Source organism: Bradyrhizobium sp. SZCCHNR1098, from assembly GCF_032489375.1.
Taxonomy (GTDB): domain Bacteria; phylum Pseudomonadota; class Alphaproteobacteria; order Rhizobiales; family Xanthobacteraceae; genus Bradyrhizobium.
Genome location: NZ_JAUEXY010000015.1, coordinates 145,189 through 161,311, shown reverse-complemented (window position 1 = coordinate 161,311; position 16,123 = coordinate 145,189). Strand labels below are relative to the sequence as shown.

Below are 16,123 nucleotides of genomic sequence, written 5' to 3'. Positions count from 1 at the left end.
CGTTTGATTGTGGGGGTAGGGGACTTGGGCTTTCTGTTGCGCATCCTCGATCGGCTCGAGGAGATCCTGATCGCATTCCTGATCGCGGCGGCGACCTCGATCATCTTCCTGGCGGTGCTGCATCGCTATTTGGTCGGCGTGCCGCTGTTCTATCCGCTGCTGTTCCCGATCGACATGTCCTGGGCGCAGGAGCTCTGCATCTACATGTTCGTGTGGATGGCGAAGTTCGGCGCCGCCTATGGCGTGCGCACCGGCATCCATGTCGGCGTCGACGTCGTCGTCAACATGATGCGGCCATCGCTGCGCAAGGTGACGGTGCTGTTCGGCCTGCTTTGCGGAGCGCTGTTCACCTCCATCATCGGCACGATGGGCGCCAAGTTCGTCTACGGCCTGTCGCAGACCGACCAGGTGACGCCCGACATGGAGCTGCCGAGCTGGCTCGTCTACCTCTGCATCCCGCTCGGCTCCTATCTGATGTGCTTCCGCTTCCTGCAGGTCGCCTGGCACTATCTGCGCCACGACGAGCTACCGCATCATGATCATGCGGCCGTCGAGGGCATCGAGACGACGGGCGTGGAGGCCGCGCGATGAGCAGCCTCCTCATCTTCAGCCTGCTCATCTTCCTGATGCTGACGGGCATGCCGATCTCGATCGCGCTCGGCCTCACGGTGCTCTCGTTCGTCTTCTTCATGACGAACGTGCCGACCGAGTCGGTCGCGCTGAAGCTGTTTACCGGCATCGATAATTTCGAGATCATGGCGATCCCGTTCTTCATCCTGGCCGGCAACTTCCTGACCCATGGCGGCGTCGCCCGGCGGATGATCAATTTTGCGACCTCGATGGTCGGGCACTGGTATGGCGGCCTCGGCCTTGCCGGCGTGATGGCCTGCGCGCTGTTCGCCGCCGTGTCCGGCTCGTCGCCGGCCACGGTGATCGCGATCGGCTCGATCATGCTGCCGGCGATGGTCCGCCAAGGCTTCCCGAAGCGCTTTGGCGCCGGTGTCATCACGACGTCAGGCGCGCTCGGAATCCTGATCCCGCCCTCGATCGTGATGGTGGTCTATGCGGTCGCGACCGGCGGCAGCATCGCGCTCGATCCGGCCGGCCACCGCGTGTCCTCGGCCTCGGTGGGGCAGCTGTTCATCGCCGGCGTCATTCCCGGCCTGATGCTGGCGAGCCTGCTCGGCTTCACGACCTTCTACCGCGCCTGGAAGAACGACTACCCGCGGATGCCGCGCGCGAGCTGGGCGGAACGCTTCGTCGCCTTCCGCAAGTGCATCTGGGGCCTGCTGCTGATCGTGATCGTGCTCGGCGGCATCTACACCGGCAAGTTCACGCCCACTGAGGCTGCGGCCGTCAGCGCGGTCTATGCCTTCGTCATCGCCGTGTTCGTCTATCGCGACATGTCGCTGAAGGACGTGCCGAAGGTGCTGCTCGGCTCGGCCAATATGAGCGCGATGATCCTCTACATCATCACCAATGCCGTGCTGTTCTCGTTCCTGATGGCGAACGAGAACATCCCGCAGCAGATCGCCAACTGGATGGCAGGCGCCGGCGTCAACTGGGCGGTGTTCCTGCTGGTGGTGAACATCCTGCTGCTGCTCGCCGGCAACGTGATGGAGGCGACCTCGATCGTCTTGATCATGGCGCCGATCCTGTTCCCGGTCGCGGTCAAGCTCGGCATCCATCCGGTGCATCTGGGCATCCTGATGGTGGTCAACATGGAGGTCGGCATGTGCCACCCGCCCGTCGGGCTCAACCTTTACGTGGCCTCCGGCATCGCCAAGATGGGCATCACCGAACTGACCATCGCCGTCATGCCCTGGCTGCTGACGATGCTGGGCTTCCTCGCGCTCGTCACCTACGTGCCGGAAATCTCGCTGTGGTTGCCGCGCATGCTGGGGATGCTTTGAGGCGCGGCAACAAACTGAAACTGATTTGCAAAAACAGAAAGGTATTTGAAGCAATTACATCTTCGTAAGGTCGCACACTCTGTCCAAACTGTAAGTTGAAGGCGCGGAACGGCAGGCTCATGCTGATCCGAGTTTCCAAGGAGGTTGGCATGAGAAGGTTCACCATCGCCGCAGTCGCCGTGCTCGCCATCGCCGGCTCGACCGCGGTCTACGCCCAGCGCGGCTGGTTTCATGATCACATGCACCATGCGCGCATGAATCCGGAAGATCGCGCCGCCATGCTCGATGCGCGCATCGCTTCCGTCCATGCCGGACTGAAGCTGACGGCGGACCAGGAGAAATTGTGGCCGCCGGTCGAGAGTGCGGTGCGCGATCTCGTCAAGCTGCGGTTCGATCGTGCCAACGCGCGAATGAAGGCAGCCGATGAGGCGCAGGACAAGGATGTCGATCCGGTGGCGCGGCTGCGCGAGCGTGCCGACACCATGGCGGTCACGGCGGATGCGATGAAGAAGGTCGCCGACGCCGCCGACCCGCTCTACAAGACGCTCGACGACGGCCAGAAGCGCCGGCTGTCGATGCTGACCCGGCCGATGGGGCGCATGATGGGACCGGACGGTCCGCGCCATCACCGCTGGATGGAGCGCGGCGAGGGCGGCACGGAGGATGGTCCGGGCTTCGGCGAGCATCGTTTCGGCCCGGGACCGATGGGCCGCATGGGCTGGTCCGAGGAGGAACGCGAGTCCGGACGGCTCTGACAGCCGTTTAACGATCCGTCTGATTTCATTTGGGGAAAACCGCCGCCCGCCGGCGGTTTTTCTGCATCGAAAGTGCCGAAAAATCCTCAGGGATCGCTGGACATCTCGGAATCGCTTTGCTAAACGACCGGCTCTCGCGGAAGGCTTTCTCCGGATGCAAGATCCGGGCGCATAGCTCAGTTGGTAGAGCAGCTGACTCTTAATCAGCGGGTCCTAGGTTCGAGCCCTAGTGCGCCCACCAAGCCTTTCAAGGACTCTTGGCTGATCCCGAATTGGCTGATCCCGTGGAGCCATTCCGACAAGCGGTCATTTCGGAAGATGCCGGCGCTTGATCTCGCCGTTGAGCCGCTCGATCGGATCGGTTGAATGCAGCTTGGCGCGATGCGGACAGGACCTTGCTGACTGAAGCCTTGATGCCTTCATCCGCGTCGGAGATCACAAGCGACGCCGCACGGCCCACGGCGGGCGAGCACGCGCAGGAACGTCGTCCGGAATGTCTCGGTCTCGGACGGCCGATGTCCATGCCGAGAACCTCGCGGCGGCCGTCGCTGTTCAGCCGCTCGCCTTCCGGAGTGACCTAGCGGCCGTCGGTCTGCCAGCCCGGCCTCCCGTCGTGGACAGGTGCGGACGCGCCCGGTTTTTCGTATTCTCATCACATGCAATGGGTCGAGCCTACCGCGCCGGGCCGTTTCCCTTTTTACTCGCACTTTCTTCAACCGGGCCCAAGGCTTGGAGGGAAAAGCGGGCCTGGAAACCACTCTGCGCTCCAGGCAACGGAGATGTTAGAATAAGCTCGCCGCCAACGCCGGAGGCGATGGCTCTTGCAATGGCCAGGCCCAGGCCGGATCCTTCTGCATCAGTACGACCGCGCTCGAAGGGGTGGGACAGGCGCGTCAGCAACTCTGGCGGAACCGGCGGTCCTTCGTTGGTCACCGTGAGCACGCCAATGTTTGAAAGTGTCACTGTGACCGGAGCGTCCGACGCTCCGTGCTTGAGGCCATTCTCGATCAGGTTGCGCGCCAGAATGGCAAAAGCATCGGTATCAATATCCAACAGAACCGGCGTGGCAGGAATATTGAGAACAAGCCGGCCGGCCGTGGCCGGATCGCGCATTATCTCGTCTGAGACTAATTTCAGCACGGATGCGATGTCGATCGTCTCCTTGGCTTGAAGGCGCCCGCCCTCGGCCTTTGCCAGTTGCATCAACTTTTCAGACAGTCGCCAAAGCCGCCGCAGCGCCGTCTCGATCTGCTGTGCCCGACTTTGCGCCGCAGCGTCCTGCGTCTCCGCGATCAGCCGCTGTGTCTGCGCCAACGCGGCGGCGATCGGTGTACGCAGCTCGTGCGCAGAGTTGGCAGTAAAGCTTCGCTCGGCTTCCAGTGCACGCCGAAGCCCTTCCAAGAGGTGGTTCACAGCGTCGGCAATCGGTGCGATCTCGGAGGGCAGGTCTGCGACCGGAATCGGAGACAGGTCGCCGCTGCCACGCGCCTCTATACCCCTTCCCAGGCGCCTGACCGGCGCCATCGAGACGCGCACGACGCCCCAAACCGCCACAAGACCGAGAGGCACCAAGAGGCCGAGCGGCAGAGCCAGGCCGAGGAGAGCCTTGTTTGCGACCTCGCGACGGTGGGCAAGCGGTTCTGCCACGGCGATCGTCACCGTGTTTCGCAGCGCGGCGTCGAAGTAGAGTCGGTGGGTCGCTGTGTCGACGAACCCCGTCTTGGCGAAAGGCGGAAATATCGCGTCGTCAGCGCGGTGCGAGCGCAGCAGCACGGACCCGCGCGCGTCGCGCACGATATAAGTGAAGTACTCGTCATGCTCCCTCAGGGTCGCAATACGCTGCGAGGTGTCGCCGTCCTCGCGGTCCAGGATGTCGAGCACTGCGAGTGGCAGGATGCGCTGGGCTGTTTCCTCGAGCGCACTATCGAAAACCCTGTTCATTTCGTGGCGCAGCCTTTGAGCTGTCGCGACGGCTGCGACGATCCAGAGAAGTGCGATGCCGAGTCCTAGCCACAGCGAGATGCGCCACTGCAAGCTGCGCGGCGGCATCATGCGCTGTGTCCCAGTCGGTAACCGAGACCACGCACCGTCTCGATGACGTCGTGTCCGAGCTTCTTGCGAAGCCGACTGACGTGCACCTCGATGGTGTTGCTCTCGATCTCTTCTCCAAATGAATAGAGCCGTTCCTCAAGAATGGTCTTTGACAGGACCCGACGCGGTCGCTGCACGAAGGTCTCGAACAGCACCCATTCCCGCGCTGTCAAGTTGATGTTCTTTCCTGCACGGGTGATTGAGCGGGCGGCCAGATCGATCCGGAGATCGCCGATCCCGACAAGGGGATTCGGATTGCCGGAATAACGACGCGCGACGGCGTTCAGCCGTGCCGAAAGCTCCGAAAGATCGAAGGGCTTGATCATATAATCGTCCGCGCCGGCGTTGAGGCCTTCAATGCGATCGGAGAGTTGATCGAGTGCCGTCAGGATGATGACCGGCGTCACCATGCCCTCGGTGCGGAGATCGCGCAGGAGCTTGATACCGCGACCGTCGGGCAGCATCAGATCCAGCAGAAGCAGATCATAGGCCGTGCTGCGCAGATGGTCCTGCGCGGCATCAAGGCGGGTAACCCAGTCAACCGAGTGTCCATCGGAGACGATCTGGTCGCGCACCGCAGCGCCCAGAATCGTGTCGTCTTCAATCAGCAATATCCGCATCGCCTCATTCCGCCCACCCCCCATCCATCTCGGATCATAGATAGTCATAGAGGGGAATCTGACGTTGACCTGACGCAAAAGCCACAGCGTCTTCAGGTCGCCGTCAGGAAACCGGCTCACAAGGACGACAGGTTGAGGCTTCGAACGGGAGCAGGAAACATGAAAGCGATAGCAGTGATCGTGGCCATTCTGATGGGCACTCTGGCGCCGGGTCTGGCGGTGGCCGATAATGACGACTGCAAGGTTCCCATGGCCCAATGGCAGCCGCGCGAAGCAGTCGAGCAAATGGCAAAGGCGCGCGGCTGGACCGTGCGAAGGATCAAGATCGACGACGGATGCTTCGAGATTAGAGGGCAGGACGAGAACGGTCGTGAGATCGAGGCAAAGGTAGATCCCGCATCGCTCGCCGTGATCCGCGTGAAACAAAAGCGTGGAGAGCACGGCAGGAACCGCGATGATGAGGAAGACGGTGCCCGGCGTAGTGGACGCTCCGGGCCGGAGGGAGCCCCTGAGCCAGCGGGAGTACCGCCTTCCAACGGGCTTTTTCAGGGCGGTGCCGTCCCCAAGGCCGAAGTCAAGTGATGCCGTGGTGCGGAGTCCATCTTGTTGGAGCCGTGATCAGAGAAGGTGAGAGTTGGCGCCATTGACTTCCATTGCCTGAGGCGAACGAACACATCGCGTTCAAGTGCGCCCCGCCTGCTGCGGGGCGTTTGCCGTTTTTGAAGAGGTCCAACCTGACGGCTGCCTGAAGCAGATTCCTATCGACCTTCAGGAGCACGTCATCTGCGGTCTTCAGTCTTGGTGCGATCAATACGCCACTGCTGGAGACCAACAATGAAATCGCTGCTCGCCGTCCTTGCCGTCACCACCGCGCTGACCGCTCCCGGGCTCGCCATGGCGCGTCCTGTCACGCTGACCACCACGCTCAGCAACTATGGCGGGAACGGAGCCTATCTCGCGCTTTACGTGACCGATTCCACGGGCGCCTATAAAGGCACGCTGTGGGTGGCGGGCTCAAAGTCCAAATATTACAGCCATCTCAGCGGTTGGAACCGAGGATCGCGCGGAAACCCCGCCGAAATCAACGGCATTACGGGTGCCAGCGTCGGTGCCGGCCGGACGCTGAAAGTCACGCTGGACCTCGCGGATGCGCTCTTCGATGCAGGCTACAAGCTCCACATCGATGCCGCCGCCGAGGACATGCGGGACAGCCCGTCCGAGGTGGTCGTTCCGCTGACATCCGCGGGAGCAAGTCGGCCGGCGGCGGGCCGAAGCTACGTCCGCTCCTTCACCTACGCCATGTAGGCCTATGGACAGGGATGGATGTCATGCTGCGCTGGATTCATAGGATTCTAGGCGTTTTCGTCATCATTCCGCTGATGGCACTCGCGATCAGCGGTTCGCTGCTGTCGGCGATTCCGGCCTGGGATCGGGCTGAAGCAATTTCGCCAAGCAGTGTCACCGTCGCCGCTTTGGCTGGCCGAGTCGTCGGCACCTATCCTGGTGTGGAGGAGCTCAAACGCCTGCCCTCCGGTAAGATCATCGCCTTCTATTCCGGGAACGATGGCCCGGCCGCGAGCGTGGTGAACCCTGTGAGCGGTGAATTTGTTTCGGACTACACGCGCTCGGCATTCGAACGCTGGATGACCAACCTGCATCGTTCGTTCTTTCTCGGCGATAGCGGGCGCGTGGCCGCTGGCGCCGGCGCGCTGGCGATGCTGGTCCTGCTGCTGTCTGGCCTGCAGATGACCGCCCGGCGCATGGGAGGATGGGGACAGATTCTCAGCCGGGCGCGCGGCAATGGCATTCAGCGACTACATACCGACCTCGGGCGGCTGGCGGTCGGTGGGCTTCTGCTGTCAACTCTGACGGCGCTCTATTTATCGCTCACCACGTTCGGACTGATTTCGGACGGCATGTCGCAGGCGCCCGCTTTCCCGACGGCGACGACCCGCGGCCCGGCTCTTCCCGTCGAGCAAATCGCTGCCTTGCGCGGCATCGATCTTTCCCAGCTCCGAGTGCTGACTTTTCCCAACCCGGCGAACCCGGACGACCTCTTTCACCTGACCACCGCGACCGGCGAAGGATATGTCGATCCCGCGGGCGGAGGCCTGCTGGCTTGGCACGACCATTCAATCGCCCGGCAGATCTACGAATTCATCTACATGCTGCACACCGGCCAAGGGCTGTGGTGGCTCGGCTTGCTGCTGGGCGTCAGTGCCCTCAACGTTCCGGTACTTGGCTTGAGCGGAGCTGTGATGTGGTGGAGCCGGCGCCGTGCATATGCTCCAATTGCTGACAACGTTGTCGCCAAGAACGCCGACACCGTGATCCTGGTCGGGAGCGAGGGTGGCAGCACATGGGGCTTTGCCCGCACGCTGCACGCCGCCCTGACGGCTAATGGACACGGGGTTCATACGGCCTCGATGGATAGCTTGTTGCGATCCTATCCATCGGCGCGGCGCATGTTCCTGCTGGCCGCGACCTATGGCGACGGCGCGGCTCCCGCGACGGCCAGCGTGTTCCTCAAACGCCTCGACGGGATCGCAGAGCCGCCGCCTTTCCCAATCGCGGTCCTCGGCTTCGGTGACCGGCAATTCCCGCAATTCTGCCGTTTCGCTCACGATGTCGAAGCGACGTTGGCGCGGAAGGGCTGGGCGTCGCTGATGCCGCTCGAGACGATCGACCGCCAATCCGAGCAGGAATTCGCGCGGTGGGGCGAGGCGCTGTCGCAGGTCATGGGCGAAGAGCTGGCGCTGCTGCATGTGCCGGAGCGGCCGCGCACGCATACTCTGACGCTTGTCGACCGCGTCGACTACGGCGCGGAGGTGCAGGCGCCAACCTGCGTGCTGCGCTTCGCGCTGCCGATGAGCCACATGTTCGCGCGCGTCGCAGGGGGCGGCTGGCCGCGCTTCACGGCAGGCGACCTCATAGGCATCGTGCCGCCGGGCTGCACCTCACCGCGCTATTATTCGTTGGCCAGTTCGACCAGCGATGGATTTGTCGAGATCTGCGTGCGCAAACATCCCGGCGGGCTTTGCTCGGGCCTGCTTCACGGGCTTGAGCCGGGCGACAGCGTCGAGGCCTTCGTGAAGGCCAATCCAGCCTTCCGTCCGGCGCGCGGACGAAAGCCGGTCATCCTGATCGGCGCCGGCACCGGCATTGGTCCCCTGGCGGGATTGGTCCGCGCCAATTTCTCGCGCAGGCCCATGCATCTCTATTTCGGCGGCCGCGATCCAGCCTCGGACTTCCTCTATGAGCCCGAGATCGCCGGCTGGCTGCATGACAGACGGCTGACGAGCCTCGCCACCGCATTCTCGCGCGTGAAAGGTGGCGGCTATGTGCAGGATCGGCTGCGCAAGGACGCCGATCGATTTCGTGCCCTGATCGCCGGTGGTGCGCAGGTCATGGTGTGTGGTGGGCGCGACATGGCGGCGGGCGTGACGGAGGCGATAGCTGATGTGCTCGCGCCGACCGGCCTGACGCCCATGGTGCTCAAGGCCCAGGGGAGGCTTGCTGAAGATGTCTACTGATCTTGTTCGCCACGCATTGAGCGGCGCCACGATGGGAACGCGCTGGTCGGCGCTGGTCTATGCTTTTCCTGACACCGACATTGCCGCACTGGAGGCCGCCCTGGCTCGTGCCGTCGATCGCGTCGACCGCGAGATGTCCACATGGAAGCCGGACAGCGATCTGATGCGATTGAACTCGGCCGCGCAAGGCGTCTGGGTATCCCTACCTGCCGAGATCATGCAAGTTCTGCAACGGGGCGTGACGATCGGACATGCATCGGGCGGAGCCTTTGACATCGGCCTGGGGCACCTGGTCAATGCCTGGGGCTTCGGACCTGCTGCCTCTGCTCCCGACAAGGACGCGATCCAGATGGCGCTTCGTGAGCGACTGCCGCCAACCCATACGGTTCTAGAGCTGGATGTGCCGGGAAGCAGGGTGCGCAAACATGCGCAGTCTACGTTGGACCTTTCAGGAATCGCCAAGGGTTTCGCCGTGGACGAGATGATGCGAACGGTCGAAGCCTTCGGTATTTCCAATGCGCTGGTCAGTCTGGATGGAGAGCTGAAAGCACGAGGCGCCAAGGCGGACGGAACACCGTGGCGCGTGGCGGTGGAAAAGCCCGACTACGAACGGCGCGGTCCGCTTGGCGTCATTGAATTATGGGACGCGGCGGTCGCTACTTCAGGCGATTACCGGCATTGGATCGATCTCGGGCGAAAACGTCTGTCTCACACCATGGACCGGTCACGCGGCGGTCCCATCGACAACGCAATCGCCTCAGTCTCCGTCGTCGCGGCAAGCTGCATGGATGCTGACGCATGGGCGACGGCATTCATGGTCCTCGGTCCGGTGCAGAGCAAGGCGCTGGCGCAGGAGCAGGGCCTCAGTGCCCTGCTTATCCAGCGAGGGAACGAGAGGTTGGTCGAGATTCCCGTCGGTCCGGCGTTCGAGGTGCCTTGGGCAGCGTCGGCGGAGATGAGGCGGCAAGATCTATCACATGGGTGAGGTCGATGGGTACGCGCTCCGCCCAGCTGCCTAGGTACGGCGGCAAACGGCCATGCGGTGGATTGGCTCTCGATGCTGGATTTTGGTTCCGACAAATCATCGTGATGCAGCTGGATGGAGAGGTTTGACCAACATCAAGCTCGCGCATCGTCACCCATCTAGCTTCCTCCGCGAATTTTCGTCCGCGACGCAGAGGAGATGGTCATGAAGGCGCTCGTCTATAACGGTCCGGGAAAGAAGGCCGTTGAGGAAAGGCCGAAACCCGAGATTTCGGCTCCGACCGACGCCATCGTCAAGCTTGTGAAGACGACAATCTGCGGGACTGACCTTCACATATTGAAAGGCGACGTTCCAACCTGTGTACCCGGCCGAATTCTTGGCCATGAGGGCGTCGGCATCGTCGACAAGATCGGCGGCGCCGTTACCGCCTTCAGGCCGGGCGATCACGTCATCATCTCCTGCATTTCCTCCTGCGGGACCTGCGACTATTGCCGGCGCGGAATGTATTCCCATTGTGTGAACGGCGGATGGATCCTTGGCAACCGAATCGACGGAACGCAGGCGGAATACGTGCGTACTCCGTTTGCTGACACCAGCCTTTATCATGTGCCGGCCGGAACCGAAGAAGACGCGTTGGTGATGCTGAGCGACATTCTTCCGACCGGCTTCGAGTGCGGCGTGCTCAACGGTAAGGTCCAGCCCGGCTCGACGGTGGCGATCGTCGGCGCCGGTCCGATCGGCTTGGCAGCCCTGCTGACGGCCCAATTCTACTCGCCGGCCGAAATCATCATGATCGACCTCGACGACAATCGCCTGGAGATGTCGTCCCGGTTCGGCGCCACAACTGTCATCAACAACAAGGATGGCAAGGCTGTTGAAAAGATCATGGAGATGACGGGCGGTCGCGGCGTCGACACCGCCATGGAAGCGGTCGGTGTGCCGGCGAGCTTCATCATCTGCGAGGATATCGTTGCGCCCGGCGGCGTCATTGCCAATATTGGTGTTCACGGCGTCAAGGTCGATTTGCACCTGGAGCGACTGTGGGACCGCAATATTGCGATCACGACAAGGCTCGTCGACACTGTCACCACGCCGATGCTGCTTAAAACGGTACAATCTCGCAGGATCGACGCGAAGAAGCTCATCACCCATCGGTTCAAGTTCGAAAAGATCCTGGACGCCTATGAGACCTTCGGAGCAGCTGCCAGTACGCACGCCCTGAAGGTGCTGATCGAGTTCTAGTACGCGGACTCATAGCCGGGGGATACGTCGGCCTTTGAAGGGGCGCTGGCTAACCTTTTTCTCGATCCAGGCGAAGGGTTCAGCTCTGTCGTCGCAGGCTTGGACGAAGGCATCGATCGCACGACTGCGACATTTGGGAAAGACGCGCGTAACCTGCGGACTGCCGAGCTTCAGCGCTGATCGCCGAATGTGACATTTCGATGAATGATCCAGCGCAACACCGCACCGTTCGCCGGCTGCTACGAGGCCGTTATCAAACAGCGACGTGCGCCGATGAAAACTGAAATTGTCAGAGAGCTCGGACAACCCGACATCCTGCTGCCGCAGCTCGTGGCAGAGGGACTGGCCGCCAACGATCGCATCAAGCTCCGCCTCAGCGCGCTGCAGGCCGCGGTCCAACATGCAAGACAGCCGCGCGCGAACGTGCCTGATCTCGCGATGGAGAGCCGCGCTGCCGGGCTTGCGCCGGCGGCGCTCGTCACACTGATCGGCGGCGCACATCTCGCTGGCGACGACAAGGTGGTCGCACCAGGACTCGCTCCTCTGCTGAAGGGCATCGAGGGCGACATTCTCGCGATGATCAGTGCCGCCGCCGCAGGCAATCCGTCGGAAGGCCAGCAGTTCGAAAGACGCCTGGCCTCGATCCGCAGCGCGGGTCACCTCGAAGCGACGCCGGAGATCGAGATCGCCCGCGTCGGTCGGCTGACCGGGGTCGAGCATGACGGACCGGACAGCCTGCATCGGCTGGTGATGGACCTGCACAAGGCATTGAACCGTCTGGCCGCGACCCACTCGGAGGAGATCATCGCCGGCGCGCATGTCTTCGGCGTGCAGGACGCCGATCGCGCACCGATCGCGAGCTTCATGCGCGGGCTCAACGAGACGAGATCGCTCAAGTTCAATCATCCCGGGCTCGATACGACCGCAATCCGGGCGGGCGACCGTCTGGTCATCCAGAACGACATCGGCACCACCGATGCGCATGTGATCGTCATCGTGGTCACGGCGAGCGCCGTGACCATCACCTATACCGACGTTCATCTGGCGCGCGCGAAGTTCTTCGTATCGCTGTTCGACGAGTGTTCGCTGAAATGGAGCGGCCTGGACAAGCATGCCGCCGCGGGGCTCGAGGACGACGGGACGTTCTATCTCGTCACCGGATCTCATGAGTATGGAGCGCCCGACGATCGCGACGAATTGCTCGCCGCCATCGGATCTTCGCTGGTGTTCCTGATCGACTGGAACAAGGCGCGCAAACTGCTGCGCAGCTGGGTCGCCAAGACCGATGCGGTTCGTATCCTGGAATGGGCGGCGCGGCAGCGTGTCGGTCACCGCGGCTTTCTGGAGCTTGGCGGCAGCGAGCTGCTCGGCGCAGCCGTGCGCAGCGCGGCACCGACGCGCATCGGCTTCGGCGAGCGGCTCGACCAGGTGCTGGGGCGAGAGGCCGCGATCGGTTTCCTCAAGACGTGCCTGCAGGTCTCGACCGAGGCTTTGCGCGAGGGGCAGTCGTCACGGCTGGCGCGGGACCGGATCGGCGCCGACCTGGTCAGGCATCTCGATCGCGTCGATAGCGGATTGCTCGCGATGGTGCTCCGACAGATCGGCCTGGCGCGCGATGTGGCGGCGCTGGTCCAACAGGCCGTGTCGATGATCGAGCCGGAGCCAACGTTGGTCAGGCAGCTCGCGGAGCGGGCGGGCCGGATCGAGCGGAAGGCCGACAGGATCGCCATCGAGGCGCGTGCGGACATCGCGCGGCTCGCTGCGCGGCCGGTGATCGGCGACCTGGTCGACCGGATCGAGCAGGCGATCGATGAGTTGGAGCAGGCTGCGTTCATTGCGTCGCTGGCGCCGGGCGCGCTGAAGCCCGAGATCAGATCCGCACTGGGGGCGCTCGCGTTGGTGGCGGTGTCGGCAACCGAGCACGCCGCGTCGGGCCTCGCCGCCGCTGCCGAGGTCCAGGAAGGCCGCCGAGCAGATTCGGAAGATGCGTTGGCGGCGGTTGCCCGGCTGATGGATGCCGAGCACCAGGCGGATGCCAAGGAACGCGAAATCACTGCGAGCGTGTTCTCCGGCGGGCTCGATCTGGCAGCCTCTCTTGGCGCTCTGGAGCTCGCGCGGGCGATCGAGCGCGCGACCGACTGCCTGGCGAGCTTCGGCCATCTGCTGCGGCGCTACACGATGAGTGACCTCTCGGCCTAGGGAACGAAGTGATGATGATGGTGCGGATCGGGGATGGCCGGCGCGAGCTGCCTGGCGCCGAAGAGGTCGGGGCGAAGGCGGCAAATCTCGCACGGATGGCGGCGCTGGGTCTGCCGGTGCCGCCTGCATTCGTGCTGCCGGTGCAGCTCTGCGCCGACGTGGTGGCCGGCAAGGGGCAGGCAACGCGCCAGCTCGTTGACGGACTGAAAGGAGGGATCGCCTTTCTCGAGCAGGCGACCGGAAAGTCGTTCGGCTGCTCGCGCAATCCGCTGCTCGTGTCCGTCAGGTCCGGTGCGGCGCGGTCGATGCCGGGCATGCTGGATACCGTTCTCAATGTCGGCTGCACGTCGCGCGCCGTGCGCGGTCTGGTGCGCGCAACGGGGCGGCCGCGGCTGGCCTGGGACTGCCGGCGGCGCCTGCTCGAGAGCTACGCCGAAACGGTCATCGGGATCGATCCCGCCCCGCTTGCCGAGCGATTGAGCCAGATGATTGCCGCCGAAGGCGTCAGCAACGAGCGTGAGCTGGACAGCGAGGCGCTCGAGCGGCTGGTTTGCGACCAACACAAGCTTCTGGAAGAGGCCGATGATGACGGATGGCTCGAAGATGCCGCGGTGCAGCTGGAACGCTCGGCGCGGGCCGTCTATCGATCCTGGACCAGTGAGCGGGCGCGGACCTATCGCCGGCTCGAGGGCCTCGAGCATCTCAAGGGCACGGCGGTCACGGTGCAGGCCATGGTGTTCGGCAATGGCGGCATGTCGTCCGGTGCGGGCGTCGCATTCTCGCGCGATCCCTCGACGGGAGCGGACGAGCCGGTCATCGACGTCATGTTCGATTCGCAGGGCGAGGACGTCGTCTCCGGCCGAAGGACGCCGGAAACCGAGAGGGCCCTGTCACGGGCGCTGCCGGATGTGGCGCTGGGGCTGCGTGCAACTCTGAAGCGGCTGGAAAGTGAATTTCGCGATGTGCAGGACATCGAATTCACCATCGAGGAAGGCCGATTGTGGATCCTGCAGACAAGAGCCGCCAAGCGCACCCCGCGCGCCGCGCTCCGCATCGCGGTCGACCTCGTGCACGAAGGATCGATCACGCAGGAAGAGGCCCTGGGAAGACTTGAAGGCATCGATGTCGAGGCACTCACGGAGACGTCGCTCGTTTCGGCCGGCCAGCCCGCAGCCGTCGGAGTTGCGGCTTCCGGCGGTGTCGCAACGGGTCGGGCGGCCTTCGACAGCGCGTCCGCGGAACGCCTCGCGGCGGCAGGTGATCCGGTCATTCTGATCCGTCACGACACCAGCACCGCAGACATTGCCGGCTTCGCCGCGGCCTCCGGGATCGTCACGGCCGTTGGCGCCCGCACCGCGCATGCCTCGCTTGTCGCCCGTCAGATGGGCAAGCCCTGCGTGGTCGGTTGCGCCGCGATCCGGGTCGATGGTGAAGCGCAGCAGGCACGTATCGGCGCAGCGGTCGTGTCCCCCGGCGACTGGATCACCGTCGACGGCAATACGGGCCGTCTCTACCTGGGGCGCGGCGAAATCGTCGCACAACGGCCCGAGGCTGAGCTTGCGGAGCTGTCGACATGGCGCTTTCCGCGCGATACCGGCTCTGGGGGCGCAATCGCTGAAGCGCCCGCGGCCTGACCAGTTGCCGCTGGTCTAAGCGAAGGACCGGATCATACGCCGCTCAATCAGCGGGTCCTAGGTTCGCCCACCATGCCTTCCCCCATCAAGTCTTCCCCGGTTTCTCCAGCGATCGATGCCCGGCCGAGCTCTTCCAGGGCCCGTCGCACCGACTCGACGAGGTCCAGCGCCACCGGCGAGGGGCTGCGCTGCGGCGGAAACACCGCGGCGAATTCGAAATCGATGCGCGGCGTGAATGGCCGCATCACCACGCCGCGGCCGTCGAATTCGCGCGCGGTGAACGGATCACAAATCGAGACGCCCAGTCCCGACGACACCATCCCGCACATGATTTCCGACAGCGTCGTCTCGACCCGCAGCACGCGCCCGACATCCTCGCGATGGAAGATCTGATCGATCAGATGCCGGCTGGTGGAGCCTGACGAGAGCGAGATGAAGGTCTCCCCCTCGAAGTCGCGCGGCACCAAGATTGTCTTCGCACACAGCCGATGGCCTGCCGGGAGGACGGCGACGCGCGCCAGCGCCGGCAGCTTGATGCTCGGCAGGCCGGCATGGGCGATCGGCACCTCGGCAAAGCCGACGTCGCATTGCGCGTTCAGCACCCAGTCGATCACGATCGGCGAGATCACGCCGAAAAATGCGAGATTGAGATTGGGCCGCTCCTGCAGGAAGCGGCCCGCCAGCCGCGGCAGATAGCCATTGGCAAGAGCGGGCAGGGCGGCGATGCGCAACGTGCCGGTGCGCCGGCCGCGAATTTCCTCGGCGGCCGCAGTGATGCGATCGAGCCCGACGAAGGAGCGTTCGACCTCCATGTAGAGCGCCGTTGCTGCGGCGGTCGGCACCAGCCCGGTGCCGCGCCGTTCGAACAGCTCCATCTTGAGCAGCGCCTGAAGGTCGCGCAGCAGCCGGCTGACCGCCGGCTGCGTCACCGCCATCAGCTTGGCGGCTTCGGTCACACTGCCGCTCAGCATCATCGCCCGGAAGGCTTCGACCTGCCGCGAGTTGATCCGCGCCATCAGTCCTCCAGTCCATAACATTTGCGTATGAACAGGGTGCCATTATTCATTGGACGATCAAAGCCTCTGCTGCGATCTTTTTTGGCAGGGTGAGGGGTGGCTCGTTTTTTAGGCTCGTTAGCTCCGGGTTTTCTG

The 16,123-nt window shown here is 63.7% G+C and carries 13 protein-coding genes, 1 tRNA gene and 1 pseudogene; 11 read left to right on the top strand and 4 right to left on the bottom strand.

Annotated elements, in window-relative coordinates; genetic code table 11:
* The first annotated feature begins 24 nt into the window (after nt 1-24).
* The 4 genes from QX135_RS27715 (at nt 25) to QX135_RS27700 (ending at nt 2,909) form a co-directional block, all read left to right on the top strand.
* Nucleotides 25-591, top strand: a complete 567-nt coding sequence (locus QX135_RS27715; RefSeq protein WP_315778627.1) for a TRAP transporter small permease — start codon at nt 25-27, stop codon at nt 589-591.
* A complete protein-coding gene (locus QX135_RS27710) occupies nt 588-1,913 on the top strand; it encodes a TRAP transporter large permease subunit (protein ID WP_316178712.1) in 1,326 nt (441 codons plus the stop codon). Before QX135_RS27715 ends, QX135_RS27710 begins: the two co-directional genes overlap by 4 nt.
* 149 nt (nt 1,914-2,062) lie before the next feature.
* The gene (locus QX135_RS27705) at nt 2,063-2,668 is read left to right on the top strand and encodes a Spy/CpxP family protein refolding chaperone (protein WP_315771636.1); all 606 of its coding nucleotides are present in this window, start codon (nt 2,063-2,065) and stop codon (nt 2,666-2,668) included.
* A gap of 165 nt (nt 2,669-2,833) precedes the next feature.
* Nucleotides 2,834-2,909: transfer RNA gene (locus QX135_RS27700), tRNA-Lys, on the top strand.
* Between the two features lie 132 nt (nt 2,910-3,041).
* Here the strand turns inward: QX135_RS27700 and QX135_RS27695 are convergent.
* From QX135_RS27695 to QX135_RS27685, 3 genes and pseudogenes are all read right to left on the bottom strand, one after another.
* Nucleotides 3,042-3,224, bottom strand: a pseudogene (locus QX135_RS27695) (transposase); the annotation flags it as partial.
* Between the two features lie 116 nt (nt 3,225-3,340).
* Nucleotides 3,341-4,720, bottom strand: coding sequence for an ATP-binding protein (locus tag QX135_RS27690; RefSeq protein WP_316178714.1), 1,380 nt, complete (start codon nt 4,718-4,720; stop codon nt 3,341-3,343).
* Nucleotides 4,717-5,379: a response regulator transcription factor gene (locus tag QX135_RS27685; RefSeq protein ID WP_316178716.1), complete on the bottom strand. Its 663-nt coding sequence runs from the start codon at nt 5,377-5,379 to the stop codon at nt 4,717-4,719. Before QX135_RS27685 ends, QX135_RS27690 begins: the two co-directional genes overlap by 4 nt.
* Before the next feature lie 159 nt (nt 5,380-5,538).
* Between QX135_RS27685 and QX135_RS27680 the strand changes: the two genes are divergently transcribed.
* From QX135_RS27680 to QX135_RS27650, 7 genes are all read left to right on the top strand, one after another.
* On the top strand, nt 5,539-5,961 hold the full coding sequence (locus QX135_RS27680; RefSeq protein WP_315811343.1) for a PepSY domain-containing protein: 423 nt from the start codon (nt 5,539-5,541) through the stop codon (nt 5,959-5,961).
* 252 nt (nt 5,962-6,213) lie between these two features.
* Nucleotides 6,214-6,684, top strand: a complete 471-nt coding sequence (locus QX135_RS27675; RefSeq protein ID WP_315736963.1) for a DUF2271 domain-containing protein — start codon at nt 6,214-6,216, stop codon at nt 6,682-6,684.
* A 23-nt stretch (nt 6,685-6,707) separates the two neighbouring features.
* Nucleotides 6,708-8,912 carry a PepSY domain-containing protein gene (locus tag QX135_RS27670; protein WP_316178720.1) on the top strand — a complete coding sequence of 735 codons (2,205 nt, stop codon included), beginning with the start codon at nt 6,708-6,710 and terminating at the stop codon, nt 8,910-8,912.
* A complete protein-coding gene (locus tag QX135_RS27665) occupies nt 8,893-9,897 on the top strand; it encodes an FAD:protein FMN transferase (protein WP_410052031.1) in 1,005 nt (334 codons plus the stop codon). Before QX135_RS27670 ends, QX135_RS27665 begins: the two co-directional genes overlap by 20 nt.
* 204 nt (nt 9,898-10,101) lie before the next feature.
* Nucleotides 10,102-11,139: a zinc-dependent alcohol dehydrogenase family protein gene (locus tag QX135_RS27660; RefSeq protein ID WP_316178723.1), complete on the top strand. Its 1,038-nt coding sequence runs from the start codon at nt 10,102-10,104 to the stop codon at nt 11,137-11,139.
* A 273-nt stretch (nt 11,140-11,412) separates the two neighbouring features.
* Nucleotides 11,413-13,338: a hypothetical protein gene (locus tag QX135_RS27655; protein WP_316178725.1), complete on the top strand. Its 1,926-nt coding sequence runs from the start codon at nt 11,413-11,415 to the stop codon at nt 13,336-13,338.
* 11 nt (nt 13,339-13,349) lie between these two features.
* Nucleotides 13,350-14,972 carry a PEP/pyruvate-binding domain-containing protein gene (locus QX135_RS27650; RefSeq protein ID WP_316178727.1) on the top strand — a complete coding sequence of 541 codons (1,623 nt, stop codon included), beginning with the start codon at nt 13,350-13,352 and terminating at the stop codon, nt 14,970-14,972.
* 47 nt (nt 14,973-15,019) lie between these two features.
* Here QX135_RS27650 and QX135_RS27645 read toward each other — a convergent pair whose 3' ends face one another.
* Nucleotides 15,020-15,988: a LysR substrate-binding domain-containing protein gene (locus QX135_RS27645; RefSeq protein WP_316178729.1), complete on the bottom strand. Its 969-nt coding sequence runs from the start codon at nt 15,986-15,988 to the stop codon at nt 15,020-15,022.
* Nucleotides 15,989-16,123 lie beyond the last annotated feature (135 nt).

What these genes read in the sequence shown, in the direction of transcription:
- QX135_RS27710 (WP_316178712.1), top strand. Translation starts at nt 588, where the DNA reads ATGAGCAGCCTCCTCATCTTCAGCCTGCTCATCTTCCTGATGCTGACG.
- QX135_RS27705 (WP_315771636.1), top strand. Translation starts at nt 2,063, where the DNA reads ATGAGAAGGTTCACCATCGCCGCAGTCGCCGTGCTCGCCATCGCCGGC.
- QX135_RS27690 (WP_316178714.1), bottom strand. Translation starts at nt 4,720, where the DNA reads ATGATGCCGCCGCGCAGCTTGCAGTGGCGCATCTCGCTGTGGCTAGGA.
- QX135_RS27685 (WP_316178716.1), bottom strand. Translation starts at nt 5,379, where the DNA reads ATGCGGATATTGCTGATTGAAGACGACACGATTCTGGGCGCTGCGGTG.
- QX135_RS27680 (WP_315811343.1), top strand. Translation starts at nt 5,539, where the DNA reads ATGAAAGCGATAGCAGTGATCGTGGCCATTCTGATGGGCACTCTGGCG.
- QX135_RS27675 (WP_315736963.1), top strand. Translation starts at nt 6,214, where the DNA reads ATGAAATCGCTGCTCGCCGTCCTTGCCGTCACCACCGCGCTGACCGCT.
- QX135_RS27670 (WP_316178720.1), top strand. Translation starts at nt 6,708, where the DNA reads ATGCTGCGCTGGATTCATAGGATTCTAGGCGTTTTCGTCATCATTCCG.
- QX135_RS27660 (WP_316178723.1), top strand. Translation starts at nt 10,102, where the DNA reads ATGAAGGCGCTCGTCTATAACGGTCCGGGAAAGAAGGCCGTTGAGGAA.
- QX135_RS27655 (WP_316178725.1), top strand. Translation starts at nt 11,413, where the DNA reads ATGAAAACTGAAATTGTCAGAGAGCTCGGACAACCCGACATCCTGCTG.
- QX135_RS27650 (WP_316178727.1), top strand. Translation starts at nt 13,350, where the DNA reads ATGATGATGGTGCGGATCGGGGATGGCCGGCGCGAGCTGCCTGGCGCC.
- QX135_RS27645 (WP_316178729.1), bottom strand. Translation starts at nt 15,988, where the DNA reads ATGGCGCGGATCAACTCGCGGCAGGTCGAAGCCTTCCGGGCGATGATG.